General features: G+C 69.9%; 25 protein-coding genes. 17 read left to right on the top strand and 8 right to left on the bottom strand.

The window, feature by feature from the left end:
* The 5 genes from VGZ23_06090 to VGZ23_06110 all read left to right on the top strand — a co-directional run.
* On the top strand, nucleotides 1–184 hold a 184-nt coding region (locus VGZ23_06090; protein ID HEV2357165.1), incomplete at its 5' end, for an argininosuccinate lyase.
* Between the two features lie 31 nt (nucleotides 185–215).
* Nucleotides 216–1,508: an extracellular solute-binding protein gene (locus VGZ23_06095; GenBank protein HEV2357166.1), complete on the top strand. Its 1,293-nt coding sequence runs from the start codon at nucleotides 216–218 to the stop codon at nucleotides 1,506–1,508.
* A gap of 98 nt (nucleotides 1,509–1,606) precedes the next feature.
* A complete protein-coding gene (locus tag VGZ23_06100) occupies nucleotides 1,607–2,455 on the top strand; it encodes a sugar ABC transporter permease (protein ID HEV2357167.1) in 849 nt (282 codons plus the stop codon).
* Entirely contained in the window at nucleotides 2,455–3,276 is an 822-nt protein-coding gene (locus VGZ23_06105; protein ID HEV2357168.1) for a carbohydrate ABC transporter permease, read from the top strand. The genes VGZ23_06100 and VGZ23_06105 overlap by 1 nt, the downstream gene beginning before the upstream one ends.
* 29 nt (nucleotides 3,277–3,305) lie before the next feature.
* Nucleotides 3,306–4,268 carry an amidohydrolase family protein gene (locus VGZ23_06110; protein HEV2357169.1) on the top strand — a complete coding sequence of 321 codons (963 nt, stop codon included), beginning with the start codon at nucleotides 3,306–3,308 and terminating at the stop codon, nucleotides 4,266–4,268.
* Here the strand turns inward: VGZ23_06110 and VGZ23_06115 are convergent.
* From VGZ23_06115 to VGZ23_06130, 4 genes are all read right to left on the bottom strand, one after another.
* On the bottom strand, nucleotides 4,263–5,300 hold the full coding sequence (locus tag VGZ23_06115) for a sensor domain-containing diguanylate cyclase (GenBank protein ID HEV2357170.1): 1,038 nt from the start codon (nucleotides 5,298–5,300) through the stop codon (nucleotides 4,263–4,265). The genes VGZ23_06110 and VGZ23_06115 overlap by 6 nt on opposite strands.
* A 151-nt stretch (nucleotides 5,301–5,451) precedes the next feature.
* Nucleotides 5,452–5,865, bottom strand: coding sequence for a DoxX family protein (locus tag VGZ23_06120; GenBank protein HEV2357171.1), 414 nt, complete (start codon nucleotides 5,863–5,865; stop codon nucleotides 5,452–5,454).
* A gap of 10 nt (nucleotides 5,866–5,875) precedes the next feature.
* Entirely contained in the window at nucleotides 5,876–6,232 is a 357-nt protein-coding gene (locus VGZ23_06125) for a YciI family protein (GenBank protein ID HEV2357172.1), read from the bottom strand.
* Nucleotides 6,229–6,657, bottom strand: a complete 429-nt coding sequence (locus VGZ23_06130) for a YciI family protein (protein HEV2357173.1) — start codon at nucleotides 6,655–6,657, stop codon at nucleotides 6,229–6,231. The genes VGZ23_06125 and VGZ23_06130 overlap by 4 nt, the downstream gene beginning before the upstream one ends.
* Nucleotides 6,658–6,799: 142 nt before the next feature.
* Here VGZ23_06130 and VGZ23_06135 point away from each other — a divergent pair, with 142 nt between their 5' ends.
* From VGZ23_06135 to VGZ23_06165, 7 genes are all read left to right on the top strand, one after another.
* Nucleotides 6,800–7,507, top strand: a complete 708-nt coding sequence (locus VGZ23_06135) for an alpha/beta family hydrolase (GenBank protein HEV2357174.1) — start codon at nucleotides 6,800–6,802, stop codon at nucleotides 7,505–7,507.
* A gap of 96 nt (nucleotides 7,508–7,603) precedes the next feature.
* On the top strand, nucleotides 7,604–7,966 hold the full coding sequence (locus tag VGZ23_06140; protein ID HEV2357175.1) for a YciI family protein: 363 nt from the start codon (nucleotides 7,604–7,606) through the stop codon (nucleotides 7,964–7,966).
* Nucleotides 7,967–7,977: 11 nt separating this feature from the next.
* Nucleotides 7,978–9,231 (top strand): RNA polymerase sigma factor, encoded by a 1,254-nt coding sequence (locus VGZ23_06145; GenBank protein HEV2357176.1) that lies wholly within the window; start codon nucleotides 7,978–7,980, stop codon nucleotides 9,229–9,231.
* 72 nt (nucleotides 9,232–9,303) lie between these two features.
* Nucleotides 9,304–10,965 carry an MFS transporter gene (locus tag VGZ23_06150; protein ID HEV2357177.1) on the top strand — a complete coding sequence of 554 codons (1,662 nt, stop codon included), beginning with the start codon at nucleotides 9,304–9,306 and terminating at the stop codon, nucleotides 10,963–10,965.
* 3 nt (nucleotides 10,966–10,968) lie between these two features.
* Entirely contained in the window at nucleotides 10,969–11,454 is a 486-nt protein-coding gene (locus VGZ23_06155) for a dual specificity protein phosphatase (protein ID HEV2357178.1), read from the top strand.
* A gap of 20 nt (nucleotides 11,455–11,474) precedes the next feature.
* Nucleotides 11,475–12,347, top strand: coding sequence for an ABC transporter substrate-binding protein (locus VGZ23_06160; GenBank protein ID HEV2357179.1), 873 nt, complete (start codon nucleotides 11,475–11,477; stop codon nucleotides 12,345–12,347).
* 74 nt (nucleotides 12,348–12,421) lie between these two features.
* Nucleotides 12,422–12,979, top strand: coding sequence for a DcrB-related protein (locus VGZ23_06165; GenBank protein ID HEV2357180.1), 558 nt, complete (start codon nucleotides 12,422–12,424; stop codon nucleotides 12,977–12,979).
* A 33-nt stretch (nucleotides 12,980–13,012) separates the two neighbouring features.
* Here the strand turns inward: VGZ23_06165 and VGZ23_06170 are convergent, their stop codons facing one another.
* The 4 genes from VGZ23_06170 to VGZ23_06185 all read right to left on the bottom strand — a co-directional run bounded on the left by VGZ23_06170 (nucleotide 13,013) and on the right by VGZ23_06185 (nucleotide 17,555).
* On the bottom strand, nucleotides 13,013–13,825 hold the full coding sequence (locus VGZ23_06170) for an SDR family oxidoreductase (GenBank protein HEV2357181.1): 813 nt from the start codon (nucleotides 13,823–13,825) through the stop codon (nucleotides 13,013–13,015).
* Between the two features lie 163 nt (nucleotides 13,826–13,988).
* Nucleotides 13,989–15,689 (bottom strand): DUF885 family protein, encoded by a 1,701-nt coding sequence (locus VGZ23_06175; GenBank protein HEV2357182.1) that lies wholly within the window; start codon nucleotides 15,687–15,689, stop codon nucleotides 13,989–13,991.
* A 7-nt stretch (nucleotides 15,690–15,696) separates the two neighbouring features.
* On the bottom strand, nucleotides 15,697–16,818 hold the full coding sequence (locus VGZ23_06180; protein HEV2357183.1) for a Gfo/Idh/MocA family oxidoreductase: 1,122 nt from the start codon (nucleotides 16,816–16,818) through the stop codon (nucleotides 15,697–15,699).
* A complete protein-coding gene (locus VGZ23_06185) occupies nucleotides 16,815–17,555 on the bottom strand; it encodes a GntR family transcriptional regulator (protein HEV2357184.1) in 741 nt (246 codons plus the stop codon). The genes VGZ23_06180 and VGZ23_06185 overlap by 4 nt, the downstream gene beginning before the upstream one ends.
* 133 nt (nucleotides 17,556–17,688) lie before the next feature.
* On the opposite strand from VGZ23_06185, the gene VGZ23_06190 reads away from it, so the two are divergent.
* The 5 genes from VGZ23_06190 to VGZ23_06210 all read left to right on the top strand — a co-directional run bounded on the left by VGZ23_06190 (nucleotide 17,689) and on the right by VGZ23_06210 (nucleotide 23,618).
* Nucleotides 17,689–18,951: an amidohydrolase gene (locus VGZ23_06190; protein HEV2357185.1), complete on the top strand. Its 1,263-nt coding sequence runs from the start codon at nucleotides 17,689–17,691 to the stop codon at nucleotides 18,949–18,951.
* Nucleotides 18,935–20,608, top strand: coding sequence for an ABC transporter substrate-binding protein (locus VGZ23_06195; protein ID HEV2357186.1), 1,674 nt, complete (start codon nucleotides 18,935–18,937; stop codon nucleotides 20,606–20,608). Before VGZ23_06190 ends, VGZ23_06195 begins: the two co-directional genes overlap by 17 nt.
* 83 nt (nucleotides 20,609–20,691) lie before the next feature.
* A complete protein-coding gene (locus VGZ23_06200) occupies nucleotides 20,692–21,615 on the top strand; it encodes an ABC transporter permease (GenBank protein ID HEV2357187.1) in 924 nt (307 codons plus the stop codon).
* Nucleotides 21,612–22,499 (top strand): ABC transporter permease, encoded by an 888-nt coding sequence (locus VGZ23_06205; protein ID HEV2357188.1) that lies wholly within the window; start codon nucleotides 21,612–21,614, stop codon nucleotides 22,497–22,499. Before VGZ23_06200 ends, VGZ23_06205 begins: the two co-directional genes overlap by 4 nt.
* A 42-nt stretch (nucleotides 22,500–22,541) precedes the next feature.
* Nucleotides 22,542–23,618 carry a 2-dehydropantoate 2-reductase N-terminal domain-containing protein gene (locus VGZ23_06210; protein HEV2357189.1) on the top strand — a complete coding sequence of 359 codons (1,077 nt, stop codon included), beginning with the start codon at nucleotides 22,542–22,544 and terminating at the stop codon, nucleotides 23,616–23,618.
* The last annotated feature ends 30 nt before the right edge of the window (nucleotides 23,619–23,648 follow it).

Genomic DNA, 23,648 nt, shown 5'->3' on the forward strand with positions numbered 1-23,648 from the left:
GGCCCGGCGCGACGTCGACGGCGGGCCGGGACCCCGTGCCATGGACGCGATGCTGCGCTCGGCCCGCGCGTCGCTCGCGGCCAGCCGGGCGGAGACCCAGGCGGCGCGCGGACGCGCCGCCGAGGCGAGGGCGCGGCGCGAACAGGCCGTCGCCGACACGCTCGAGGATACTAGGCGGCAGTGATCCGAACCCGCGGTCAGAGGAGGCTTCGGCCATGCACAGGATCGTAACGAGAACCTGGCTCGCGCTCGTCGTGGCGGTCGCGTTGGGTGGGGCGGCCGCGGCGCAAAGTCAGCCCGCCGTCACCATCACCTACTGGCAGTACTATTACGAGAGCAAGGTCAAGACCTTGGACGCCCTGATCCCGCAGTTTGAGCGCCAGAACCCCGGCATCCACGTCGTGCAGCAGACGTTCCCCTACGATTCCTACAATCAAAAGGTCGCGAGCGCGGTCCCCGCCGGCCAGGGTCCGGACGTCGTGAACTTGTACTACGGCTGGCTGCCGTTGTACGTGGACAGCGGCTACCTCCAGCCGCTACCGGCCGATGCCTTTCCTACGGCCCAGATCGAGCGCGACTTCGCGCCCATGGTCAAGGCGGCCCAGTTTGACGGGAAGTTCTGGGCGCTGCCCACGGCGGTCCGGACGCTCGCGATATTTTACAACCGCGATCTGTTCCAGCGCGCCGGGATCACGCGGGCACCGGCGACGTGGGAGGAGTTCACGGCCGACGCGCAGCGCCTGACCGAGCGCGATTCCCGCGGACGCATCACGACCGAGGGATTCGGCATCGCGCCGAACGGCCAGGATCACAGCCTGCTGCGCGAGGTGCTGTTCCGCCAGTGGGGCGCATCACCGTACAGCGCGGACGGCCGGCGGGTGACGTACAACACCGCGGCGGGGGCCGCGGCGCTGCGGTGGTACACGGACCTCGTCACAAAGGAGAAGGTGGGCGCGGTCGACTTCTTCCCGGGGAGCAACGGCTACCGCGACGCGTTCCTGGCCGGCCGGGCCGGCATGATCATCGACGGGTCGTTTGCGATCGGCACGGTCCGGTCGGGGGCGAAGTTCAATTGGGGTGTGGCGCTGCTGCCGCGGCGGACCGCCGGCGGCACCCCCGGCAATTTCGGATCGTTCTGGGTGCACGGCCTGACGCGCAGGGCCATCGGCCCGCGCCGGGCGGCCGCGGTGGCGTTCCTCAAGTTCATCACCTCGTCCGAAGTCCAGCGGACCTGGCTGCAGCAGGTCGGTGAGATCCCCGCCGCCAAGGCGCTCGCCGCCGACCCGAAACTGGCGCAGGATCCGGTGTACGGCCCGTTCATCGCCAGCCTGCCCTTCGCGCACGCCACGTTCTTCGTCGACGAAACCGCGCAGCGCACCGTCCTCGTCGACGCGGTGAACGAAGTCGTGCTCAACCACATGGATCCGAAGGCGGCGTTGGACGCGGCGGCGGGCAAAGAGCAAAAGATCCTGGACGCGTTCTGGGCGAAGCAGGCGAAACACCCGTAGGGCCCGCGACGGCCGCGCGCGGACGCGGCGGGGGGCACGCCCTCCGCCGCCGCGGCAGGCGCCTCGGCCTCGGCGCGCGCCGGGCGGTCTGGGCGTACGTGTTCTTGGCCGTGCCGATGGTGTTCTTTCTCGCGATCCGGATCGCGCCGGCCGCGACCGCGCTCAACATCAGCCTGCATCACTGGAACATCGTCTCGACCGAGCGGCCGTTTGTCGGCGACGCCAACTTCCGGGAGATCTGGGCCGACCCGCTGTTTGGGAAGGCGATCTGGAACACCGTGCGCTACGCGGCGGTCGGGGTCCCCGCGCAGCTCGTGCTGGGGCTCGCGGCCGCGCTGCTGATCCGCCGGATCGTGCGGTTCCGCGCCTTCTTCCGGGCGCTGTACTTCGTCCCCTTCGTCACGCCGGTCGTGGCGGCCGCGTGGGTGTGGCAGTGGATGTACTCTCCGCAGTTCGGACCGCTCGGACATCTCCTCGACGCCGTGGGGCTCGCGGTGCCGGACCTGCTGCGCACGCCGTCCCTCGCGCTCTACGCGGTGGCGGCGATGGTGGTCTGGGAGTACCTCGGGTTTCAGGTCGTGCTCTTCCTCGCCGGCCTCGAGGCGATCCCGCGCACCTATTACGAAGCCGCGGCCGTCGACGGGGCCGGCGGCTGGCGGCTCTTCCGGAGCATCACCGTGCCCCTCCTCAACCCGACGCTCGTCTTTTCGGCGGTGTACGGAACCATCGTCTACCTGCAGCTCTTCACACAGGTGCTGAACATGACGTTCAACGACCCGGGCGGACCGCTCGGGAGCACCGAGACCGTCGTGCTCTACGTGTACACGCTCGGCTTCCAGCGGTTTCAGATGGGACAGGCCGCGGCCGCGACCGTCGTGCTGTTCGGAGTCATCATGGCCATCTCCATCGTGCAGCTCACGGTCCTCACGCGGCCGGTGGAATACTGATGGCCGCCCGGTCTCACGCGGAGCGGGCGGGGGCTTATCTCGCGCTGGCGGCGGGCGGCGTGCTCGTCGTGTTTCCGTTCGCGTGGATGATCGCGACGGCGCTCAAGGGCCCGCGCGAAATCTTCGAACTGCACTTCTGGCCGCACGCACCGACGCTCGACAACGTCCGGCAGGTGCTGCTCGCGACGCAATTCCCGCGGTGGTTCGGCAACAGCCTGGCCGTGGCCGCGGCAACGACGGCCAGCGTGGCGTTCTTCGACTCGCTCGTCGGGTACACGCTCGCGAAGCTGCGCTTTCCCGGCCGGACGGTGGTCTTCACCGTGATCCTGAGCACGCTGATGATCCCGACCGAGATGCTCGTAATCCCCTGGTACACGATGAGCGCCCGGTTCGGCTGGATCGACACGTACTGGGGGATCATGTTCCCCGGACTGATGAGCGCGTTCGGGGTGTTCCTGATGCGCCAGTTCATGGGTGGGATCCCCGACGAACTGCTGGACGCGGCGCGGATGGATGGACTCTCGGAATTCGGCCTGTTCACCCACATCGCGCTCCCGCTGGTCCGTCCGGCGCTCGCGGCGTTGTGCATCTTCACGTTCCTCGGCAACTGGAACGCGTTCCTCTGGCCGCTCATCGTGATCCAGACGCCGGCGATGCGGACGCTTCCGGTGGGCATCGCGCTGTTCAGCGGCGAGGCCGGCTCGCACTGGCACCTCATCATGGCCGCTTCCGCCCTGGCCGTCCTGCCGGTGCTGGCCGTGTTCGTGCTGCTGCAGCGGCATATCATCGAAGGCGTCGTGCTCACAGGGCTGCGCGGGTGAGCGGACCCACCGCCTCGAACACACCGCCGATGACGCTGCCGGTCCCGGTGCTCGACTGCCACGCCCACTTCCCCGTCCGCGGCGGAGGCGATCCGGCGCGGGACGCCTACGTCGCGCGGCACGGCGAAAGCAAGTGGGAAGCGGTGTCCGCGTGGCTGCGCGCCGACCAGCGCGGCTGGCGGCGCGCCTGGGGGTTTCCGGACCCCGAGGCGCCGGGCACGGACGAAGAGATGGCCGGGCGCTGGGCCGGCGAGGTCGCGCGCCACGGACTCGTGCGGATCGTGTTCGTGACCGGCGGCGGCAACGAGCGGTTGGCGAAGGTCGTCGCGGGCCACCCCGATCGCTTCGTCGGTTTCGCCCATCACGATCCGTTCCATCCGGAGGCCCCCGCGGAACTCGAGCGGGCGGTGCGGACGCTCGGTCTGCGCGGCTACAAACTCATCGCGCCGCTCCTGTCCGGACGCCTCGACGACGAGCGGCTCTACCCGGTGTGGGACGCGGCCGAGCGCCTCGGCATTCCCGTGCTCATCCATTTCGGGCCCCTGCGCTACCAGGGCATCGTATCGCACCCCAATATCAGCCCGCTCGTTCTTCAAGATGTGGCGCGTGCCTTCCCGGGGATTCCGTTCATCGTGCCGCATTTCGGCTGCGGCTATCCGCGGGAGCTGTTGCACCTGGCGTGGGTATGCGGCAACGTCCACGTCGACACGTCCGGCTCCAATGAATGGATGCGGTGGATGCCCTACCCGCTCACCCTGGAAGGCCTGTTCCGGACGTTTCGGGAGACCGTGGGCGCCGGGCGGATCCTGTTCGGCACGGACTCCTCGTGGTTCCCTCGGGGATTCGCGGTCCGCTACCTCGAGGACCAGTTCCGCGCCTGTTGGGCCGCCGGCTGTGGCGAGGCGGAGATGGAGGCGATCTTCGCCGGCAACGCGGCCCGGCTGCTGCGCATCGCGCTTCCCGACCGCGGGGAGCCGCGGGTAGGGTTATGACCGTTCCGGGCGTGTGTCGGTCAGCCGTCCGTGGTCTTGCTTCATCCGATAGAGACGCGCGTCGGCGGCCCGCAGCAGGTCGTCGGCCGTCATGCCGTCGACCGGCCACGTCGCCGCGCCCCACGAAAACCCCAGCGGAATCGGCGTCGCGTGTTGACCGGCGACGCACACGTCCGCGAGCCGTCTGAGCGCGATCTCGGCGTCGGCCTCCCCGGTTTCCGGGAACAACAGCACAAACTCATCGCCGCCGTGCCGGGCGAGAAAGTCGATCGACCGCAGCGGTCCGCGGAGCGCCCGGGCCGCCGCGACCAGATGGGCGTCGCCGGCGGCGTGGCCGTGTGTGTCGTTGATGGCCTTGAGCCCGTCGAGATCGACCAACGCCAGGGTCAGCGGGCGCTGCGTCCGTGCGCAGCGCGCGATTTCGTGGCCGAGACGCTCCATGCAGGCACGCCGGTTGGCGAGCCCGGTCAGGCTGTCCGTCGCCGCCGCGACCCGCAGCGCCTCATGTACCTGGCTGAGCTCGACGGCGCCGGCGATGTAGCGCGCCACCACGGTGAGCAACTGCAGGTCCGGGAGCGCGAAGGCGTCCACGTCCGGCCGGTAGGCGCTCAGCACGCCGAGCGGATGGCCGCGCGACACGAGCGGCGCGTAGATCCCGGAGCGCACCCCCGGATCCTTTCGCCTGATCCGGGGATCGGCGTGCAGGTCGGGAATCAGCACCGCCGACCGTGTCTCGAGCACTTCCCAGACCAGCCCTTCACCCCGCTTGAAGGTGAGGCCGGACAGGCCGTGGCGCAGACCCGAGCCCGCCTTGACGATCAATTCCTCCTCGTCGCCGCGGCGCTCCAGCAGCGCGACGGCGGACGACTCGAACCCGAGCGAAACCCGCATGGCCTCGATGATGTGGTCGAGCAGGGCCGGCAGTTCCAGCACGGCGGCCAGCTCCGTCGCGAGACCGGCGAGAAACGCGAGCAGATTATCGGAACCGGCGTCCCCCGACGGCGCGGTGCGGGGGGGCCGACTCCCCTCCATTGACGTCTCCGTCACCTCCGGCGGCACGGGTCGACGAGTTGATAGAAGGCAAGAGTTCGAGACCCGCGGCCAGCATATCAAATTCGGGGGGGGGCGGGAATGGAACCCCGGCCGGAGTCCCCGCGCCGGCGCCACCCGGCCCCGGAGGTGGTCAACGCGCGGCGCGGGCGTCGATGCTGAGCGGCCCGGCGCCGAAGTAGGCGATCAGCAAGGCGGCGCCGATTCGCGAGAGGTTCGCCATGAAGAACCCTTCCTGCAGCTGCGCCGCCATCGGATCCCGAATGGCCCAGAAGTTGTGCATGAACCCCGTCACGGGCACGAGGAACAACACGAGGAGCCACGCGCCGAGCTTGGCCCGATAGCCGAGCACGACGCTCAGCCCGCCCGCCATCCCGATCAGCCCGGCCAACGGGACCAGGACGTTCGGAACGGGCACGTGTTGCTGCGCCGCCCACGCGACGCCCTGCGGCGTGAAGTCGAGCGGCGCAAACCACACGAACACCGCCGCAAACGCCGCGCGGCCCACCGGAACCAGGTAGCGCGTCCACGCGACGCTGGTGTCCATCTCCCCGCCCCTAGTGCGCCGGCAGGCCGGGGATCTCCATGATCGGTCGGATTTCCACGGTCCCCAGGCGGGCGCCCGGCAGCCGGCCCGCGATCTCGATCGCCTCGTCAAGGTCCGGAACGTCAACGATGAAGTAGCCGCCGAGCTGCTCGCGCGTCTCCGCGAACGGGCCGTCGGTCACGAGCCGCCGGCCGTCGCGCACCCGGACGCTGGTCGCCGTTGCCACGGGATGGAGCGGCGCGGCGACGAGATACCGCCCGGTCGACCTGATGTCGTTCGCGAGCTGCGCGGAGTCCCGATAACATTGCTCCCGCTCGGCCTCATCCGAGGCCTGCTCGTCACCGTACACCAACAGCATGTACTTCATTTCTGCTCCTTCCGCTGCCGGACGTGCTCCCCAATCTCGGGGTACTTGGCCGCCACCTTCTGAACGTCGTCGGGGAACTCGGAGAGCTCGAACACCTGGCGGACCTCAATCGTGCAGTCGTCCCCGGGACACCGCGACGCCCACGCGACGGCTTCGGCCTTTGACGGCACGTCGATCATCCAGTACCCGCCGAGCGCCTCGCGGGTCTCGATGAACGGTCCGTCCGTCACCATGTGTTTCCCGCCGGCGAATACGACCCGGGCGCCCGTCGACTGCGGGTGAAGTCCGTCGAGCGCGAGCAGCACACCCGCCTTGCGGAGCGATTCGTTGTACTTCATCATCGCATCGACCGCTTCCGCGCTCGGCGCCGCGTCCGGCGCCGCCTTCTCGTACCCTTTGGGGATCATCAGCAGCATGAATCGCATCATCATCCCTCCGGTTAAGGTTTCTCTCTCACTAGACTAGTCGAACGGTACCGTCGAAATCGACACGCCGGCATGCGACGCGGCGGCCCTCGCGGAGGCGGCGGGGCGCTTGTCCGCCGCACGGTGTCCGGGTACAGTGGCGATGATGACGCCCGACGCCGGCGGGACGCACGCGTTCGAGCGCCTCACGCTCGGCTCCGCGGGAATCCCGGTATCCACGCTGTGGACACCGGCCGACCGGCCCATCGCGGTGGCCGCGATCGCGCACGGGGCGGGCGCGGGCATGCAGCATCCGTTCATGACCGGGCTGGCCGACGGGTTCGCGGCCGGCGGCATCTCCGTCCTGCGCTTCAACTTCCCGTACATGGACGCGCGCCGGCGGATGCCCGATCGTCCCCCGGCGCTCCTGGCGACGTGGGACGCCATCGTGCCCGAAGTGCTGCGCCGCGCAGGCGGACTGCCGGTCGTGATCGGCGGAAAATCCCTGGGGGGACGGATCGCGTCGATGCTGGCGGCGGCCCAGGGTCGAGACTGTCCGGCGGCGGCTCTGGTCTTCTTCGGCTATCCGCTTCACGCGCCGGGGAAGATGGATCGTCTCCGCGACGCCCATCTGGCTCAGGTTCGCGTCCCGATGGTCTTCCTCCAGGGCGGGAACGACGCGTTGGCGAGACTCGACCTGATCGAGGCGGTGGTCGCGCGACTGCACCCCCTGGCCCGTCTGCACGTCGTTCCCGGCGGCGATCATGCGTTTCACCGGCGGGGAGCACGCGGTTCCGATCAAGGCACCGCGCGAGAATTGGCCCAGATCGCCACCGGGTACCTCCGCGACCTCATCACCGCCACGTCGTAGGGTGACGTTTCCTCCTGCCCGGCGCCCCCCCGTTGTCGATTTTTGCCCGCTCAGCCGATTACTTCATGGGCGTATCCGCCACGCGTGAGGGGGGCTATGAAATATATATGCCTGCTCTACAATGAAGACGCGAAGTTGGACGCCATGTCCGAGGCCGAGTGGGACGCCCTGACGGGCGAAACCGCCGCCTGCAACGAGGAGCTCAGACGCCGGGGGCACCTGATCGCGGCGCAGGTCCTCGAACGCGCGCGGGCGGCGACGACCGTGCGGGTCAGAAACGGCCGGCTGTTCGCCACCGAGGGTCCCGCCGCCGGCGCGCCGGAGCAGTTGCGGGGGTTCGTCCTGATCGATGCCCGCGACCTGAACGAGGCGATTCAGGTGGCGTCGAAGATGCCCGGGGCGAGAGTGGGTAGTATCGAGGTGCGGCCGATCCCGGACGTCGATCGGAAGGACCGGTGAACGCCGTTGTGATGAACGCAGACACCGCCGAGGCGGCGCGCCGGGCGGTCGAGGACGTGTACCGCTCCGAGTCGCGCCGCGTCCTCGCCACCCTGATCCGGCTGCTCGGTGATTTCGATCTCGCCGAAGAGGCGCTGCACGACGCCTTCGCGGCGGCGGTGGAGCAGTGGCCGCGCGACGGCGTGCCCGCGAACCCCCGAGCCTGGCTCGTGTCGGCCGGCCGCTTCAAGGCCATCGACACCCTGCGCCGGCGGGCCCGGTTCGACGCCTCGCTTGCCCGGGTGACCGAACAACTCGGCACCGATGCCCAAGACGGCGCCGCCGCCCGCCTCGACGCGGTCGAGGACGACCGGCTGCGGCTGATCTTCACGTGCTGCCATCCGGCGCTGCCGCCGGAGGCTCAGGTGGCGCTCACCCTGCGCGAGGTCTGCGGACTCACGACCGAGGAGGTCGCGCGCGCCTTCCTCACCGGCGCGCCCACGGTGGCCCAGCGGATCGTCCGCGCGAAGCGGAAGATCCGTGACGCGCGCATTCCCTACCGGATTCCGTCCGCGGACGATCTGCCCGGCCGGCTGGACAGCGTATTGCGCGTCGTCTACCTGGTGTTCACCGAGGGATACGCGGCGTCGTCGGGTCCGTCGCTCGTGCGGCCCGATCTCTCGGGCGAGGCGATCCGGCTGGGACGGCTGCTCATGGAGCTGCTCCCGGAGCCCGAGGTGTCCGGACTGCTCGCGCTCATGCTGCTCCACGAATCGCGCCGCGCGGCCCGGACCTCACCGGACGGCGAGCTCCGGCTCCTCGACGACCAGGATCGCACGCTCTGGAACCGGGACCACATCGCCGAAGGGCTCGCGCTCGTGGCACGCGCCTTGTCGGCGTCCCAGATTGGGCCCTACACGCTTCAGGCGGCGATCGCGGCGACGCATGCCGAAGCACCGGCCGCGGAGGCGACCGACTGGGCCCGAATCGTCGGCTTCTATGATGCCCTGGTGCAGATCCATCCCTCCCCCGTCATCGAGCTGAACCGCGCCGCGGCGGTGGCGCTGCGCGACGGTCCCGCTGCGGGGCTGGCCCTCGTCGACGCGCTGCTGGCGCGCGGCGATCTCGGCGACTACCATCTCGCGCACGCCGCGCGTGCGGACCTGTGCCGGCGGCTCGGGCGATGGGCGGACGCCCGCACGTCCTACGAGCGGGCCCTCGAACTCGCGCACCAGGAGCCGGAGCGGCGATTCTTGCAACGGCGCCTGAACGAGCTGCCGGAGTGAGAAGCGCGGCCGCCGGACGGCCGCCGCGCAACACCGCGCCGGTCAGGTAGAATCGTCGGTGTGGATGCGCGCGTGCGGGCGCCGGTCGTGACCAACAAGCGTGGGACGCTCTGGGCGGCGATCCTCGGGTCGTCGATCGTCTTCTTGGACTCGAGCGTCGTGACCGTCGCACTCCCACGGATCGGACATGACCTGCCCGCGCATCTCCTCGGCGTCCTGGAAGGGCAGTCCTACGTCTACAACGGCTACCTCCTCGCGGAAAGCGCGTTCCTGATCCTCGCGGGCGGGCTGACGGACTTCTACGGCCGGCGCCGGATATTTGGTCTGGGGCTTGTGGGATTCGGCGCCGCGTCGCTCCTTAGCGGCCTGGCGCCGAGCCTGGAATGGCTGGTGGTGTTCCGGGTGGCGCAGGGAGTGGCCGGAGCCCTGCTCGTGCCCGGGTCGCTCGCGCTCATCACGGCGACGTTTTCCGGCGAGGAACAGGGCCGCGCCTTTGGCATCTGGTCCGGGGCGTCGGCCGGGCTCGCCATCCTCGGTCCGTTTGTCGGCGGCCTGCTGGTGGACGACGTATCGTGGCGGGCCGTGTTCCTGCTCAACGTCCCCCTGGTGCTCACGGCACTGTGGTTGACCGCGCGGTACGTGGGCGAAAGCCGGGACACGGACGCGACCGGACGCTTCGACGTACCCGGTACGGTACTGACAGCCCTGGCCGTGGGCGGGCTTGTGATCGGCACGATTTCGGGAGAGCAGCGGGCATGGCAGAGCCCGGCGGCGTTCGCCGCCCTCGGCGTCGGCGCCGCGGCCGCGGTGTTGCTCCCCGTGTGGATGCTGCGCGCGCGGAATCCGCTGGTCCCTCCGGCGCTCTTCCGGTCGCGCAACTTTACCGTGACGAACATTTCCACTCTGGTGATCTACGCCGCGCTGTCTGTGACGTTTTACTTTCTCGCGCTGTTCCTGCAGGGGACACTGGGGTATTCGGCCGCGGGCGCCGGCTTTGCGACGATGCCGGGCGCGCTGTTCATGGCGCTGTTCTCGGCGAGATTCGGCGCGCTTGGGGCGCGCTACGGGGCGCGCTGGTTCATGGCCGCGGGGCCGGGCCTCATGGCCGTGGGCGTCCTCTGGTTGGCGCGGATCCCCGCGGGGAGCCCCGCCTGGACGCTGCAGCTATCGGTTGCGTCCACCTTCGCGCCGCCGGTAGGCTACCTCACGGACGTGCTCCCCGGCGTCGTCGCGTTCGGGCTCGGCGCCATGGTGATGGTCGCCCCGCTCACCACGACGCTCATGGCCTCGGTCCCCGTGGAGCACGCGGGCGTGGCGTCGGCGATCAACACGGCGATTTCGGACGTGGGCCCCCAGCTGGCTGTCGCCGGCCTCTTCGTCGTCGTGACCGCCCACTTCTACTCCGCGCTGGCGGCCCGCGTCCCGGGTGCGGCCGTCGCCGGCGAGGCGCTTCGCCAGACGGTCGCACCGTTCAACATGCCCGGACCCTCGGTCCCGGGGGCGATCCGGGACGCCGCACGCGCGGCGTCCACCGACGCGCTGCACCTCACCATGCTCGCGAGCGCGGTCCTGCTGCTCGCCGGTGCCGTGATCAACGCCGCGGGGATCCGGACCCCCGCGGCCGGACGCCCGGCGCCGAAGGTCGTCTCCCCCGATCCGACGTGGCGCCGGTGCCGCGGGGTGGCGGAGGAAGCGGCGTCCGCCGCGGCACCGGCCGCCGCCGACCGGAGGTGATCCGTGGAGATCTTCGAGATTCTCGACGGCCGGCTCTTTCAGAGTGGCGCCCCCGAAGAGGCCGCGGAGTGGCAGTCGATTCACGCGCGCAGCATCGACGCGGTGATCGATCTCTACGGCACCCTGGACCCCGGCGTGCCGACCGTGCCCAACTCCATCCTGTACATCTTCTGGCCGATCGAGGACACCGCCGCCCTGCCCGACATGGGGATCATGAACGTCCTGGTCGACGCCGTGGTCAGCCTGATCGCGCTCGGCCATAGGGTGCTCGTCCACTGCCACCGTGGCAAGAGCCGCTCGGGCCTCCTGAACGCGCTTGTGGCGATGAAGATACTCGGGATCAGCGGCCGCGAGGCGGTCGACCTCGTGCGGCGCCGCCGGCCGGGCGCCCTCGGCAACGCCGTGTTCACCGCCTATCTGGAGGCGCTTCCGGCTCCCGGGAGGCCGCCCGACGGCGCGGCCGCCGGCAACGTGAAGCCGCAGGCCTAGGATGCGATGAGGAGGCCGTGATGTCGGTGCGCGCCGGAACACTCCCGATTGACGATGGCGCCCAAGTCTTCTATGCCAAGGATCAGCGGTTCTTCTCGCGGGCCGGCATCGACGTGGACATCCGGCCGATGTCGGACGGGCCTGCGATCGCGGCGGCCGCGGCGACCGGCGACATCGACGTCGGATTTTCGAATCTGTTCGCGCTTGCCGCGTCGTTCACGCGCGGCGCGCAGCTGCGGCTCATCGCTCCGGGTCAGTTGTTTTCTGCGGGGAGGCGGTCGCTGGCGATCATCGTGCGGGCGGATTCACCGTATCATACCGGGAAGGATCTCAACGGCAAGAAGATCGGCGTGAGGGTCACCAATAGTCTTGTCGGCGTCGGGGCCAAGGCGTGGGTGGATCAACACGGCGGCGATTCGAACACGATCCGGCTCGTGCATCTCCCGGGAGAGCGACATGCCGACGCGCTCGAGCAGGGAGAGGTGGATGCCGTCAGCACGTCGCTCACCGACGTTCCGGTCCAGAAGAATGGGACGAAGCGGATCATCGGTTGCCCGACCGACGCGATCGCACCGCGCTTCATCGGCGCCGGATGGTACGCCCGGGCCGATTGGATCGAGACACATCGCGACGTCGCCCGCCGGTTCGCGGAGGCCATCGTGCAGGCCGGCCGGTGGGCAAATGCGCATCAAACCGAGTCCGGTCAAATTCTGATGAAGCATACACACCTGACGCCGAAAGGATTGGATGCCCTCGGCGACCATCGCGTACGGTATGGCGAGACGCTTGATCCGGCCCTGATCGATCCCCTGATCGCCGTCGCCGCCCGTTACAATGTCATCCCACGGGTGTTTCCGGCGCGGGAGCTCATCGCCGGCGACCTGCGCGGATGATCCCAAAAGTCTAAGGCGGCCCGCGCGGGGGCATTCATTAGCCCGGTAGTCGTGCGTTCTCGAGGGGGGCTGCCGTGCGCCGGAACCTGATCCGTGTCTCTGGTCTCGCAGCGCTCGCCTGCGCGGCGGCGGGCCTGGCCGCGGCGCAGGTGAGCGCGCAGGCACCGTTGCCGCAATCCGTCACCGACTCCCACAAGCGCTTCAGCATGAGCTTTCCGGCGGACTGGCAGATCGTCACGAAGCCCGAGGGAATGATCGCCCTCCTCGCGGCCGGGCCGGCCCAGGCCGGCTACCGGCCGACCATCAACGTCGTCGTGGAGCCCCTCTCGCAGACGATGTCGCCCGAGGCCTATGCGACGGCCGCCAACCGCCTGGCCAAGGTGACGTTTCACAACTACACGGTCGTGCAAGAGGCGGGAGTCACCGTCGCCGGGCAGCCGGCCTACTACCGCTACTTCACGTGGGAGACCAACACCGGGGTGACGCTGTACCAGCTCCAGGTGTACTTTACGAATGGGCCGACGGGCTTCGTCGTGACCGGAAGCACGCGCAACGACAGCGCTCGCCTTCGCGAGGACACCACGCTGTTCACCCAGATCATCGGCACCTTCCGCCTCGGGGGCCCCGGATAAGTCACACCAGGAGCGCGACGGCGGACCGCGGGCCTACCGCTCCCCGATCTGTCCGTAGAAGGCGTCGACGCTCGGCCCCCGCACCGCCAGTTTCCCCGCGGAGTAGCCGCCGTCGACGCAGAGCACCTGTCCGGTGACGAACCGCGCCCGGTCGGACGCGAAGAACAGCACCGCGTCGGCGATCTCATCCGGCGTCGCGAGCCGGCCGAGCGGCACCTGGGTGATGAAGGCGCGCTGATACTCGGGGGTCTGCGTCGACCGCGAGAGCCCGGCAATGTCGGTCAGGCCGGGGGAGACGACGTTGACCGTGACCCCGTGGCGTCCCATCTCCATCGCCATGACGTGCGCGAGCTGGATCTCGCCCGCCTTCGACGCGGCATGAGGGCCGCCCGTGACGCGGGCGTTGTTCCCGGAGGTCGAGCCGATCAAGATGATGCGGCCGCCCCCGCCCTGCGCGATCAACCGGCGGCCCACCGCCCGGCTCAACAAGAAGGCGCCCCGCAGCTGCACGTCGACCTGCAGATCCCACTCGTCGTCGGTGAGGTCCACGATCTCCTTGTGCACGCCCACCCCGGCGCCGTGGATGAGGATGTCCACCCGCCCGCATTCGTCTGCGACGCGATCCACCATCGCGTTCACCTGGGCGCCGTCGCGGACGTCGGTGCGGATGAAGCGGACGTCGCCGCCCCGCCCGGCCAGGTCCCGGACCCGTGTTGCGGCGCGCTCCTCGTCGATGTCGGCGATCACCCCGCGGGCGCCCGCCTCGACGAACCGGCGCAGGATCACGCTGCCGATCCCCTGCGCCGCCCCGGACACGACCACGACCCTTCCCGAAAACTCGTCCATCTCACCCTCCCCGGTGAAACGCATCGGCCGGCACCGCGGCGGCCCCGAAGCCGCCCGGATTCATCGGTGCGATCCGCGGTTTATTCGCCGATTCGATTCTTGAACCCGGCGCCGTCGACGAGCGTCCCGCACCGGATCACCGTGGAAGCGGCCGCCGCGTCCATTACCGAGCCTCCTCCGTCATCGCGCCGGCCCCTGCGGTCTGCATCGCCGAGGCGATCAGCGTGACCGGGATCGATCCGAAGGCGAGGACGCGGTCGTGGAACGCGCGCAGGTCGAACCCCGCCCGGGCAGACAGCGCCCGCCGCAGCGCGTGGAGGCGATCCGTCCCCGCGAGGTACATGAGGGCCGCGCCGGGAAACATGCTGTTCTTCACCGCCTCCGCGTGCGCGGCGGCCGGCGTCATGCCGACGCGGTCCCGATACACCGCGGCCGCGTCGTCGAGCGTGATCGCGCCCTCGTGCAGGCGGACGTCGACGAGCGCCCGCGCGGCCATGCGCAGCCGGGCGTGGACCTGCGCGTATCGCTCGAGGGGATCGAGGAACCCGATCTCCTCCATCAGGTCGGTCGCATAGCACGCCCAGCCCTCCGCCATCGTCCCGCCGCAGACCATCGCGATCCGGGACGCACAGTCCACCGCCGCGACCTGTCCGATGCGCGAGGCCGCCCGGGCCGCGTACCAGTTCTGGACGTGGTGGCCGAGCCCGCCGTGGTGGATGACGTGGTTGAGTTTGATCACGCTGTCGTTTGTCTCGCGGAGCCGGCGCGCCTGGGCGTCGGGCGCCATCGCGGCGTCGACCGGCGGGACGAGATAGTCGGTCACGGGCAGGCGGTCGAAGGGCGCCGGCGAGCGGTAGGCGAGGAAGTACAGCGACGGCGCCGCCCCCCGCGCCCACGCCGGCTGGGGCCCGTACCGAATCGGCGCGTCCGGCCACGTCACGAGCCCGTGCGCGTCCGCGGCGGCACGGGCCGCGGCCCAGACCTCGGCGAACCGCGGGTAGTACGCGTCGGCCGGCGGGTGCCGGTCGGCCAGTGGCGCCAGCGCCTCGCGCCAGGTACGCGCGCCGAACGCCGCCTGCTCGTGCAGTTGCGCTTCGCAGGCCTCCATGCGGTCCCGGGCGTAGGCCGCGATCGTCCCGGCACTCTCCGCAAGACAGTGTCCCTCGCGCAGCACGAGCGCCAGGGCCTCTCCCCCGCACGCGTAGTCCGCCGTCGCCCGCGGGGCCAGGTCGCCGGCCAGGTAGTCGCGAAACTCCGCAAACGCGGCCTGGGCGCCGTCCACCAGGCTGCGCTCGAGCGGGGTCACGCCGCCCGCGCGATCCCGCAGCAGCAGGTCGATGCCGTCTCCGAAGAACGCGAGCGCCCCGTCGCACTCCCGGATCGCCCGCGCGACCCAGGCCGCCGGGGCGCGGCGCACGTTCGCGCGTCCCTGGCGAAGAAACGCGGGAATGGCCGCCATGCGTGCGAAGGCGCGCAGGAACCGGTCCTCGAGCGGGGCAAACGGCCGCAGAAACAGCCCGACGACTCCAAAGACCGCCTCGCCGGTGTACTCGCACGGATTGCCGCGATGGAAGTGCCGCGAGCCGAACTCCCAACGCCGGATGCGCAGGTATCCCTCAGCCAGCCGCCGGTCCAGCGCGTCGACCACGGTGTGCGCCTCCGGGGGGAGCGTCCGGAGCCGTGCGAGCAGCGTCTCCACGTCTGCGACGGCGTCGCCGGCGCCGTCTTCGGACAGATCCGGGAGACGGTGATCGTAGGCGTGCACACCGGTGAACGTGGCGTTCACCGGACGGCGGCGGTAGTAGGAGGCGAAGAAATCGTCGAGCCAGGCACCGAGCGCCGGGGCCCGGACGGCGGCGGCCACGCCGCGGCTACCCGTCGAGCGGAAGTGACACCCATCGGCGCTCGTGGTAGGAGCGCTCGACGGCGTTGATCACTTCCTGGACCCACGCACCGTCCTCGAAGTTGCCCTGGTTGCGCGCGCCCCCGGCGTGGATCTCGTCGACGAAGTCCCGGATCAGGTTGGCGTAGAACAGCGACCGCCACGACTCGCGGGGATGGCCGTTCGGCGGGTAGAAGTGCTGGGGAATCTCCAGTTCTTTGAACTCGACGGCGTCGGGCGTAGCCGCCTTGATCGTTTCGGCGACGCCGAACTCCTCGACGAGACGGCAGATCAGGGCCCCCCGGCTGCCGTAGAGGCGCGCCTCGATCCCCGGATAGTTGCCGATCGTGACGAACCCGGTCTGGATCGACCCGATCGCTCCGTTCGTGTACTCCCCGATGAAGACGTCGCCGTCATCGATGTTCATGCGCATCATCCGGCCGGTCGCCCGCACCATCCGCTCCGGGACGAAATTTCGCATCGTCCCCACGACCCGGGCGTAGTCGGCCCCGACCCACTCGTGACCGATGTCGATGATCGGGGCGCCGTATCCCTCGAGGGAGGAGGTCTGGAGGACGGATTGCTCGGCGGTGTGGTCCACCTGACGCAGCGGCACCTGCGGGTCGAGCCACTGCGAGTTCTGCTCGTACCCGTTGAAGATAAACGGCGTGCCGGCGAACCCTTCCTCGATCAGCGACCGGGCGTACTGCACGCCGGGACTGTAGCGGAAGGTAAAGCCCAGCTTTGTCAGGAGCCCCCGTTGCCGGGCCAGGGCGGCCGCGCGGCGCGTCTCACGGAAATCGTAGGCCACGGGCTTCTCGCACAGGACGTGCTTCCCGGATTCGAGCGCCGCCAGCGCGAGCTCGAGGTGCGTGTGCGACGGGGTGACGATGTCGATCACGTCGAGGTCGGGCCGCGTGACGACGGCCTGCCAATCGTCGGTGGCCTCCGGGATGTTGAAGTGACCCGCGGCCTCCGCCGCGCGCTCCCGCCGCACGTCGCAGAGCACGGCGACCGCCGCCCGCGGATCGCGCTGCCAGCCCGGGATGTGGGCGGCCCGGGCCCAGTTGCCCGCACCGAGAACGCCGATCCGAAGCGCGCTGTCTCTCATCGCCCGCTCTCCGGAGGCTCCGGCGCGCGCGGGGCTCCGGCGAGGGCCGCGATCACCTGCGCGGCCGCCGCGGCGCCGGCGTCCGCCGGGGGCGGCGCGCCGACGTAGTGCTCGATCACGGCGTTCTGCAGCGTGTCGGGATTCCGCGACCGGATGGCCTCGAGCAGCCGCCGGTGGAGGTCCACCAGGTCGCCGATCGTGGCGTGGCGCCGCTCGACCGCGAGCAGCATCAAGGCGCCGATCTGCCCGTTCAGACCCGCCCACAGATCGGACAGGCGGCGCGAGCCCGCCCGCTCGAGCAGCCGGCCGTGGAACGCGAGGTCGATCTGGAGCACGGCGGGGAACTCGTCCGGCAGCCGGCACGCCTCCATCTTTCGCAGCAGATCCTCGAGATCCGCGATCAGCCGGGCGTCGATGCGCGGGCACGCGAGCCGCGCCGCGAAGCCTTCGAGAAGCGCGCGGGTCACTTTGAGATCGAAGGCGTCGCCGGGCGACAGCCGCGTGACGAACGTCCCGCCGCGAGGCTGGTTGAGCACCAGTCCCCGCCGCTCCAGCATGAGGAACGCCTCGCGCACGGTGGTTCGGCTCACCTCAAGCTGCGCGGCGATCGACGCCTCCAACAGCCGTTCACCGGGATGCACCTGTCCCGACAAGACCGCGTCCTCCAGGATCTTGCACACGTCGTCCACCAGGCGGAGCCGGCTCGGCCTGCGAAGCTTCGGCGTCTCAACCGTCATCGACGACCTCGCTAATGGAGGCATACAGGTTGTCTGTGCTGAAGAACCGGAAATCTCGACTGTAGACTGTCGACAATCTCGAAGGTATCATCCGGATCAGCGCCTGGCAAACGCGTTTTGGGGAGCGTGTTTCTTGACCGCACCGGCCGGGGACACGATGCCGCTCGACCCTGAGCGAATCGCCGATCTCAAGAAACGCGCTTGCACGCGGATCGACGAGATGACCCCGGCACTGGTCGGCGTCTCCCTCCAGATCTGGGAACATCCGGAGATCGCCTTTCAGGAGCACCGGGCCTGCGGTTGGCTCGGCGCGCTGCTCGCGGACGCGGGATACGACGTCGAGTCCGCGGCAGGCGGCCTCGACACGGCCTTCACCGCGAAGCGCTCCGGACCCCGGCCAGGCCTGACGGTCGCCGTCTTCAGCGAGTACGATGCGCTTCCCGAGCTCGGCCACGGCTGCGGCCACAATCTGCTCGCGATCTCCGGGGTCGGCGCCGGGCTCGGCCTCGCCGCGGTACTCGACGATCTTCCCGGCACCGTGCGGGTCCATGGCACGCCTGCCGAGGAAGGTCCGTCCGGAAAGACGCTCCTGCTGCGCGCGGGCGTCTTCGACGGCCTCGACGCCGCGCTGATCTTTCACCCGGGCGCGGAGGCGAACGTGCTGGAACGGATGCGCACGGGACAGGGGCTCGTGTTTACGTTTACAGGCAGACACGCCCACGCGGCGGCGCATCCCGAGCTCGCGATCGACGCGCTGAACGGGGTGCTGGCGCTGTTCCAGAACGTCAACCTCCTCCGCCAGCACTTCCGGCCGGACGTCAGCGTCACCGGAAGCATCCTCGACGGCGGCGGGCGCCGGGCGTTTCCGGTGACGGCGTCCGCGCGCTTCGTGGTGCGGGTCTTCGAGGGCGAAAGCGACTTCGTCGAGCTCCGCGAGATGGTCGTCGACTGCGCCCGCGGCGCCGCGCTCGCCACCCGCACCCGGCTCGCCGTCGAGTACGGCATCCTGGAGCGCGGCATGAAGCTGAACGAGACCGTGACGGCGCTGGCCGTGGACAACGCCCGCCGCCTCGGCATCGATCTCGCCGCCCGCGTCACGATGGGTGGCATGTCCGATTTCGGCAACGTCTCGCACCGCGTGCCCGCGACGCACTTCAGCACCGCCACGTGGCCGGGCGGGGTCACCGCCCATACCCCGGAGGCCGTGGCCGCGAGCCGCACGCCCCGGGCATTCGAGGCGGCGCTCGCGGCGGCCAAGATCGAGGCGATGACGGCGATCGATCTCCTGGCGAGGCCCGAGGCGGCGGAGCGTGCCAAGCGGGAGTTCCAAGAGAACGATCTCGGCGAGATCCCGACAGTTCCGGAGGGGAGGGGGAATGATGGGAGTCCCGCGTAGCGAGGTGCCGAAACGGCAAGGCGGGAGGCGAACGTCTGTCCCGCGCCTGTCGCGGCGGCGGCTGTTGCAGGCGGCGCTCGGCGCAGGGGCGGCGACGGCGCTCGGCCGGCTCGGCAAGGTACCCGCGCGCGCCTCCGCGGCGGCCTCGGGGGGTGAGCTGTTCTACGGCCTCACCAACCGGTTCGACACGCTCGATCCGAACGTGACGACGTTTACCGACGTCGGCCGCATCGCGTACCACATCTTCGACCCGCTTATCTGGGAAACCAAGGCCGGGGTCTTTGTCCCCGGGCTGGCCGAGCGGTGGGAGGTCAGCCCCGCCGCGGACCAGTACACGTTCCACCTGCGCCGGGGCGTCCGGTTCCACGACGGGACGCCGTTCGACGCCGACGCTGTCAAGTTCACGTTCGATCGCGTCGTGGACCCCGCGTTGAAGTCGCAGTCGGCGTTCTCCATGATCGGCCCGTATGCGGCCACAACCGTCGTCGATCCGTACACGGTCGTCGTCAAGTTCAAGGAGCCCTACGCGCCGTTTCTGAGCTCGGTGGCGCAGTCGGTCCTCGCGCCGGTGTCGCCGGCCGCGGTCAAGAAGTACGGGAAGGACTTCGGCACGCACCCGGTGGGCACCGGGCCATTCAGGTTTGACTCCTACACGACCGACAGCGTCGTGAGGCTGGTGCGCAACCCGGACTATCGGTGGGCCCCGTCGATGTTCGGCCACCAGGGACCGTCGCATCTCGACGCGATCAGCTTCAAGATCATCCCCGAGGCGTCGACACGGCTGGCGGCCCTCCGATCGGGCGAGGTCCAGGTGATCCAGGACGTGCCGACGCAGGACTACCGGAACCTCCAGCACGACGGGACGGTCCAGCTGCTCCAAGGGGAACTCGCCGGGTCGGGCTGGACGATGATGATCAACGTCACGCGGACGCCCACCGACGACGTCCGGCTGCGCCAGGCCCTCCAATGGGGGGTCGACAAGACGGCGATGATCAAGGCGGTCTGGCAGGGGGTCTACAAACCGGCCAGCAGTGTCATCACGTCCGCCACGTTCGGCTTCGATCCGGCGACTCGGGGCGTCTACACCTACGACGCGAAGAAGGCCGGCGCGCTCCTCGACGAGGCCGGGTGGAAGATGGGCCCGGGCGGCGTCCGCCAGAAGGCCGGCGCGGATCTCGTCCTCGGGCTCTACTATCGCGCGGACAACACCGATTTCACCGCGATGGCCACCTTTCTCCAGAGCATGTACGCGCAGATCGGCGTCAAGATCGACCTGCACGGCCTCTCCGCGGCCGGATATTTCGGCGCGGTGCGGCAGGGTCAGCACCATCTGCAGTTCTGGTGGGAGACGGACCCCGACCCCGATGTCGTGCGGATCCTCCTGTATTCCAAGAACGCCGACGGCGGCACGAACCGCAACCGGTACAAGAACGCCGAGATGGACATGCTGATCGATCAGGCGGCGGCGACGACCAATCCGATCAGGCGCAAGCAGCTGTACGCGCAGATCCAGATGAAGACGCTGCGCGAGTCGATCATGGTGGCGTTCTCGGATCCGCTGAACATCTTCGCAGCCCGGAAAGGCCGGGTGAGCGGCGTCCGGCTCGACTGGTCGGCGACAAACGTCCTTCTCTACGACGCGGCGCTTACGACGTGAGCCGGCGTTCGCGTTGACCGCGCGGGGGGAGGGGCGCGCCGGCCCCCTCTCCCCGCGTTTCGGCCCGTAGCGGCCGTCCGCGCATGCTGAAGTACCTCCAAACCCGCCTCGTGCTGGCGGTCCCGACCGTCTTCCTGACGTCCGCCATCGTCTTCCTGATGTTGTTCCTCACCCCGGGAGACCCCGCGTCGATCTACATCGGGGAGCAGACGGCCACGCCGGAGCGCCTCGCCGCGATCCGCCACGTGATGGGCCTCGACCGGCCCATCTACGTCCAGTACGCCGACTTCGCCTGGAAGGCGCTGCACGGGGACTTGAGCCGGTCGCTCCAGACGAGCCGGCCGGTGACCGTCGAGATCGCGACGCGGCTGCCGAACACGATCGAACTGGCGCTCGCGGCGATGCTCCTCGCGATCGTCCTCGGGTTCGGGCTCGGCCTTCTCTCCGGCCTCACGCGGAACAGCGTCTTCGACACCCTGTCGATGGTCGTGGCGCTCTTCGGCGTCTCGGTGCCGGTGTTCTGGCTCGCGCTGTTGTTGATCATGCTCTTCGCCGTCCACTTCCAGGTACTGCCGGCGACGAGCCCGCCGGGGCTGCGGGGCCTCGTGCTCCCCAGCGTGTCGCTCGCGCTACTCAGCGCGGCGACCCTCGCCCGGCTCGTCCGCTCGAGCATCCTCGAGGTCCTACGGCTCGACTATCTGACGACCGCCCGCGCCAAGGGGTTGCGGGGGATGGCCGTCGTCTTCCGCCACGCGCTTCCCAACGCGGTCATCCCGGTCATCACCGCGATGGGACTCCAGTTCGGAAGCCTCCTCAGCGGGGCGGTCATCACCGAGACGGTCTTCGCGCGGCCCGGCCTCGGGAAGCTCGTGGTGGACTCGATCCAGAGCAAGGATCTCCCCACCGTGCAGGGGGTCGTGCTCGTGCTGGCGCTGACCTACATCGGGATGAACCTGCTGGTCGATCTCTCCTACGCGTTCATCGACCCGCGTATCCGGTTCGAATGAGCGCCGGGACGGCACCAGTCGCCGCCGCCGGGCGGCGCCGCGTCCGCGGCATGTGGCGGGACGCGCTCGGTCGTCTCCTCGCCAACCGCGGCGCGGCGGCCGGCGGGATCATCTTCCTCCTCGTCATCGCCACGGCGGTCGCGGCGCCCGCGCTCGCGCCGGCCAGCCCGATCGCCCTCAACGTCTCGGCGTCGCTCGAGCCGCCGGGTCCGCGGCACTTGCTGGGGACCGACCAGTTCGGCCGGGACGTCCTCAGCCGGATTCTCTACGGCGCCCGCACGTCGCTGGCCATGGGCCTCGTCGCCGTCACGATCGCGGTCGTCGGCGGATCGGTCCTCGGACTGCTCTCAGGGTACTACCGGGGCCCGGTCGACCAGGCCATCATGCGGACGGTCGACGTCATGCTGGCGTTCCCGGGCATCCTCCTGGCCCTCGTCATCATCGCGGTCCTCGGAGCCAACCTGGGCAGCGCCATGATCGCCGTGGGCGTCTCGGGCATGCCCGTGTTCATCCGGGTGGTCCGGGGCGCCACGCTCTCCGTCCGGGAGCTCCAGTACGTCGAGGCGGCCCGCGTCGCCGGCTGCGGGGATGCGCGCATCCTCTTCCGCCACATTCTGCCCAACGTCGCCGCTCCGGTCATCGTGCTCGTGACCCTCGGGATCCCGAGCGCGATCATCGCCGGCGCGGCGTTGAGCTTCCTCGGGCTGGGCGTCAAGCCGCCCACGCCCGATTGGGGGGAGATGCTGAGCAACGGCCGGGCATTCATGGACACGGCATGGTGGCTGTCTACGTTTCCCGGGCTCGCGATCGTGACCATCGTGCTCGCGGTCAACTTGTTCGGCGACGGCCTGCGGGACGCGCTCGACCCGCGCCTGAAACTGTAGGCACGCTCAACACAGGCAACCAACCGGGGAGGTGCGGCGGCGGTGGCGGAGATTGCGGTGGTCGGCTGCGGGGCGATCGGCGGACTCGCCGGCTTCTACATGGCCCGGGCCGGTGAAGAGGTCCTGTTTATCGATGAGAACGCCGATCACGTGCGGGCGATCCGCGAGCGCGGGATCTCAATCAACGGCGTGCACGGGCCGGCGTCGATCGGCCCTCAGCGCGCGTGCACGCCCGAGGAGCTCGCCAAACCGCTCGACGGCCTGATCTTCCTGGCGTGCAAATCGCAGGCGACGGACGCGGCGGCGCGGAGCATCGCCCCGCGGCTCGGTGAGGCGGCGTGCGTGGTCTCGCTGCAAAACGGGATGAACGAGGAGACGATTGCCGGCATCGTGGGCCACGGGCGCACGATGGGCGCCCTGCCGGACTACGGCGGCGCGTATTTGGAGCCGGGCGTGCTCGAGGCCGTGCACGAGGGCATCGTGTACGTCGGCGAGCTGGACGGCGCCCTGACGCCGCGCGTCCGCGAGGCGGCGCGCCTCCTCGGCCTGGGCCCGAACGTATGCGAGCTGCTGACGGACATCGTCGGGCGGGTCTGGACCAAGCAAGTGTACAATTCGCAGATCGTTCCGACGGCGCTCGTCGACGACACGATCGTGAACGTGTTGGGCCGCCGGGACATGCAGCGGCTCGCCGGCGCGGCGGTTCGCGAGGCGATGCGGGTCGCGGACGCCGCGCGCGTTCACATCCAGGCCGACCCGTGGTTCGAGCCGGCGTTGTACCGGCCGGACACCACGGCCGGCACGGCGCGGCTGCTCGCCGCCTACGACCGTCTGGTCGAGCACCTCGGCGGCCACCAGGTGACGGCGGGGCCGGGCGGGTACCGGTACGTCAAGCGGGCGAGCGGCATTCACTGGGACATCGTCTACCGCCGGCGGAGGAGCGAGGCGGCCTATCTCACCGTCGCCTGCGTCGCCGGCCAATACGGCGTGCCGGTCCCGCTCAACGCCCGGATCGTGCAGATGCTCGGCGAGGTCGAAGCGGGCCGGCGCGACCTGGGATGGCACAACGTCGACGAGCTGACGGCGTACGCGCGGCGGATCGGCGCCGCCCTGCCGTAGACGCACGATTTCGTCGGTCCACCGCGCGCG

This window comes from bacterium, from assembly GCA_035945995.1.
Lineage (GTDB): Bacteria > Sysuimicrobiota > Sysuimicrobiia > Sysuimicrobiales > Segetimicrobiaceae > DASSJF01.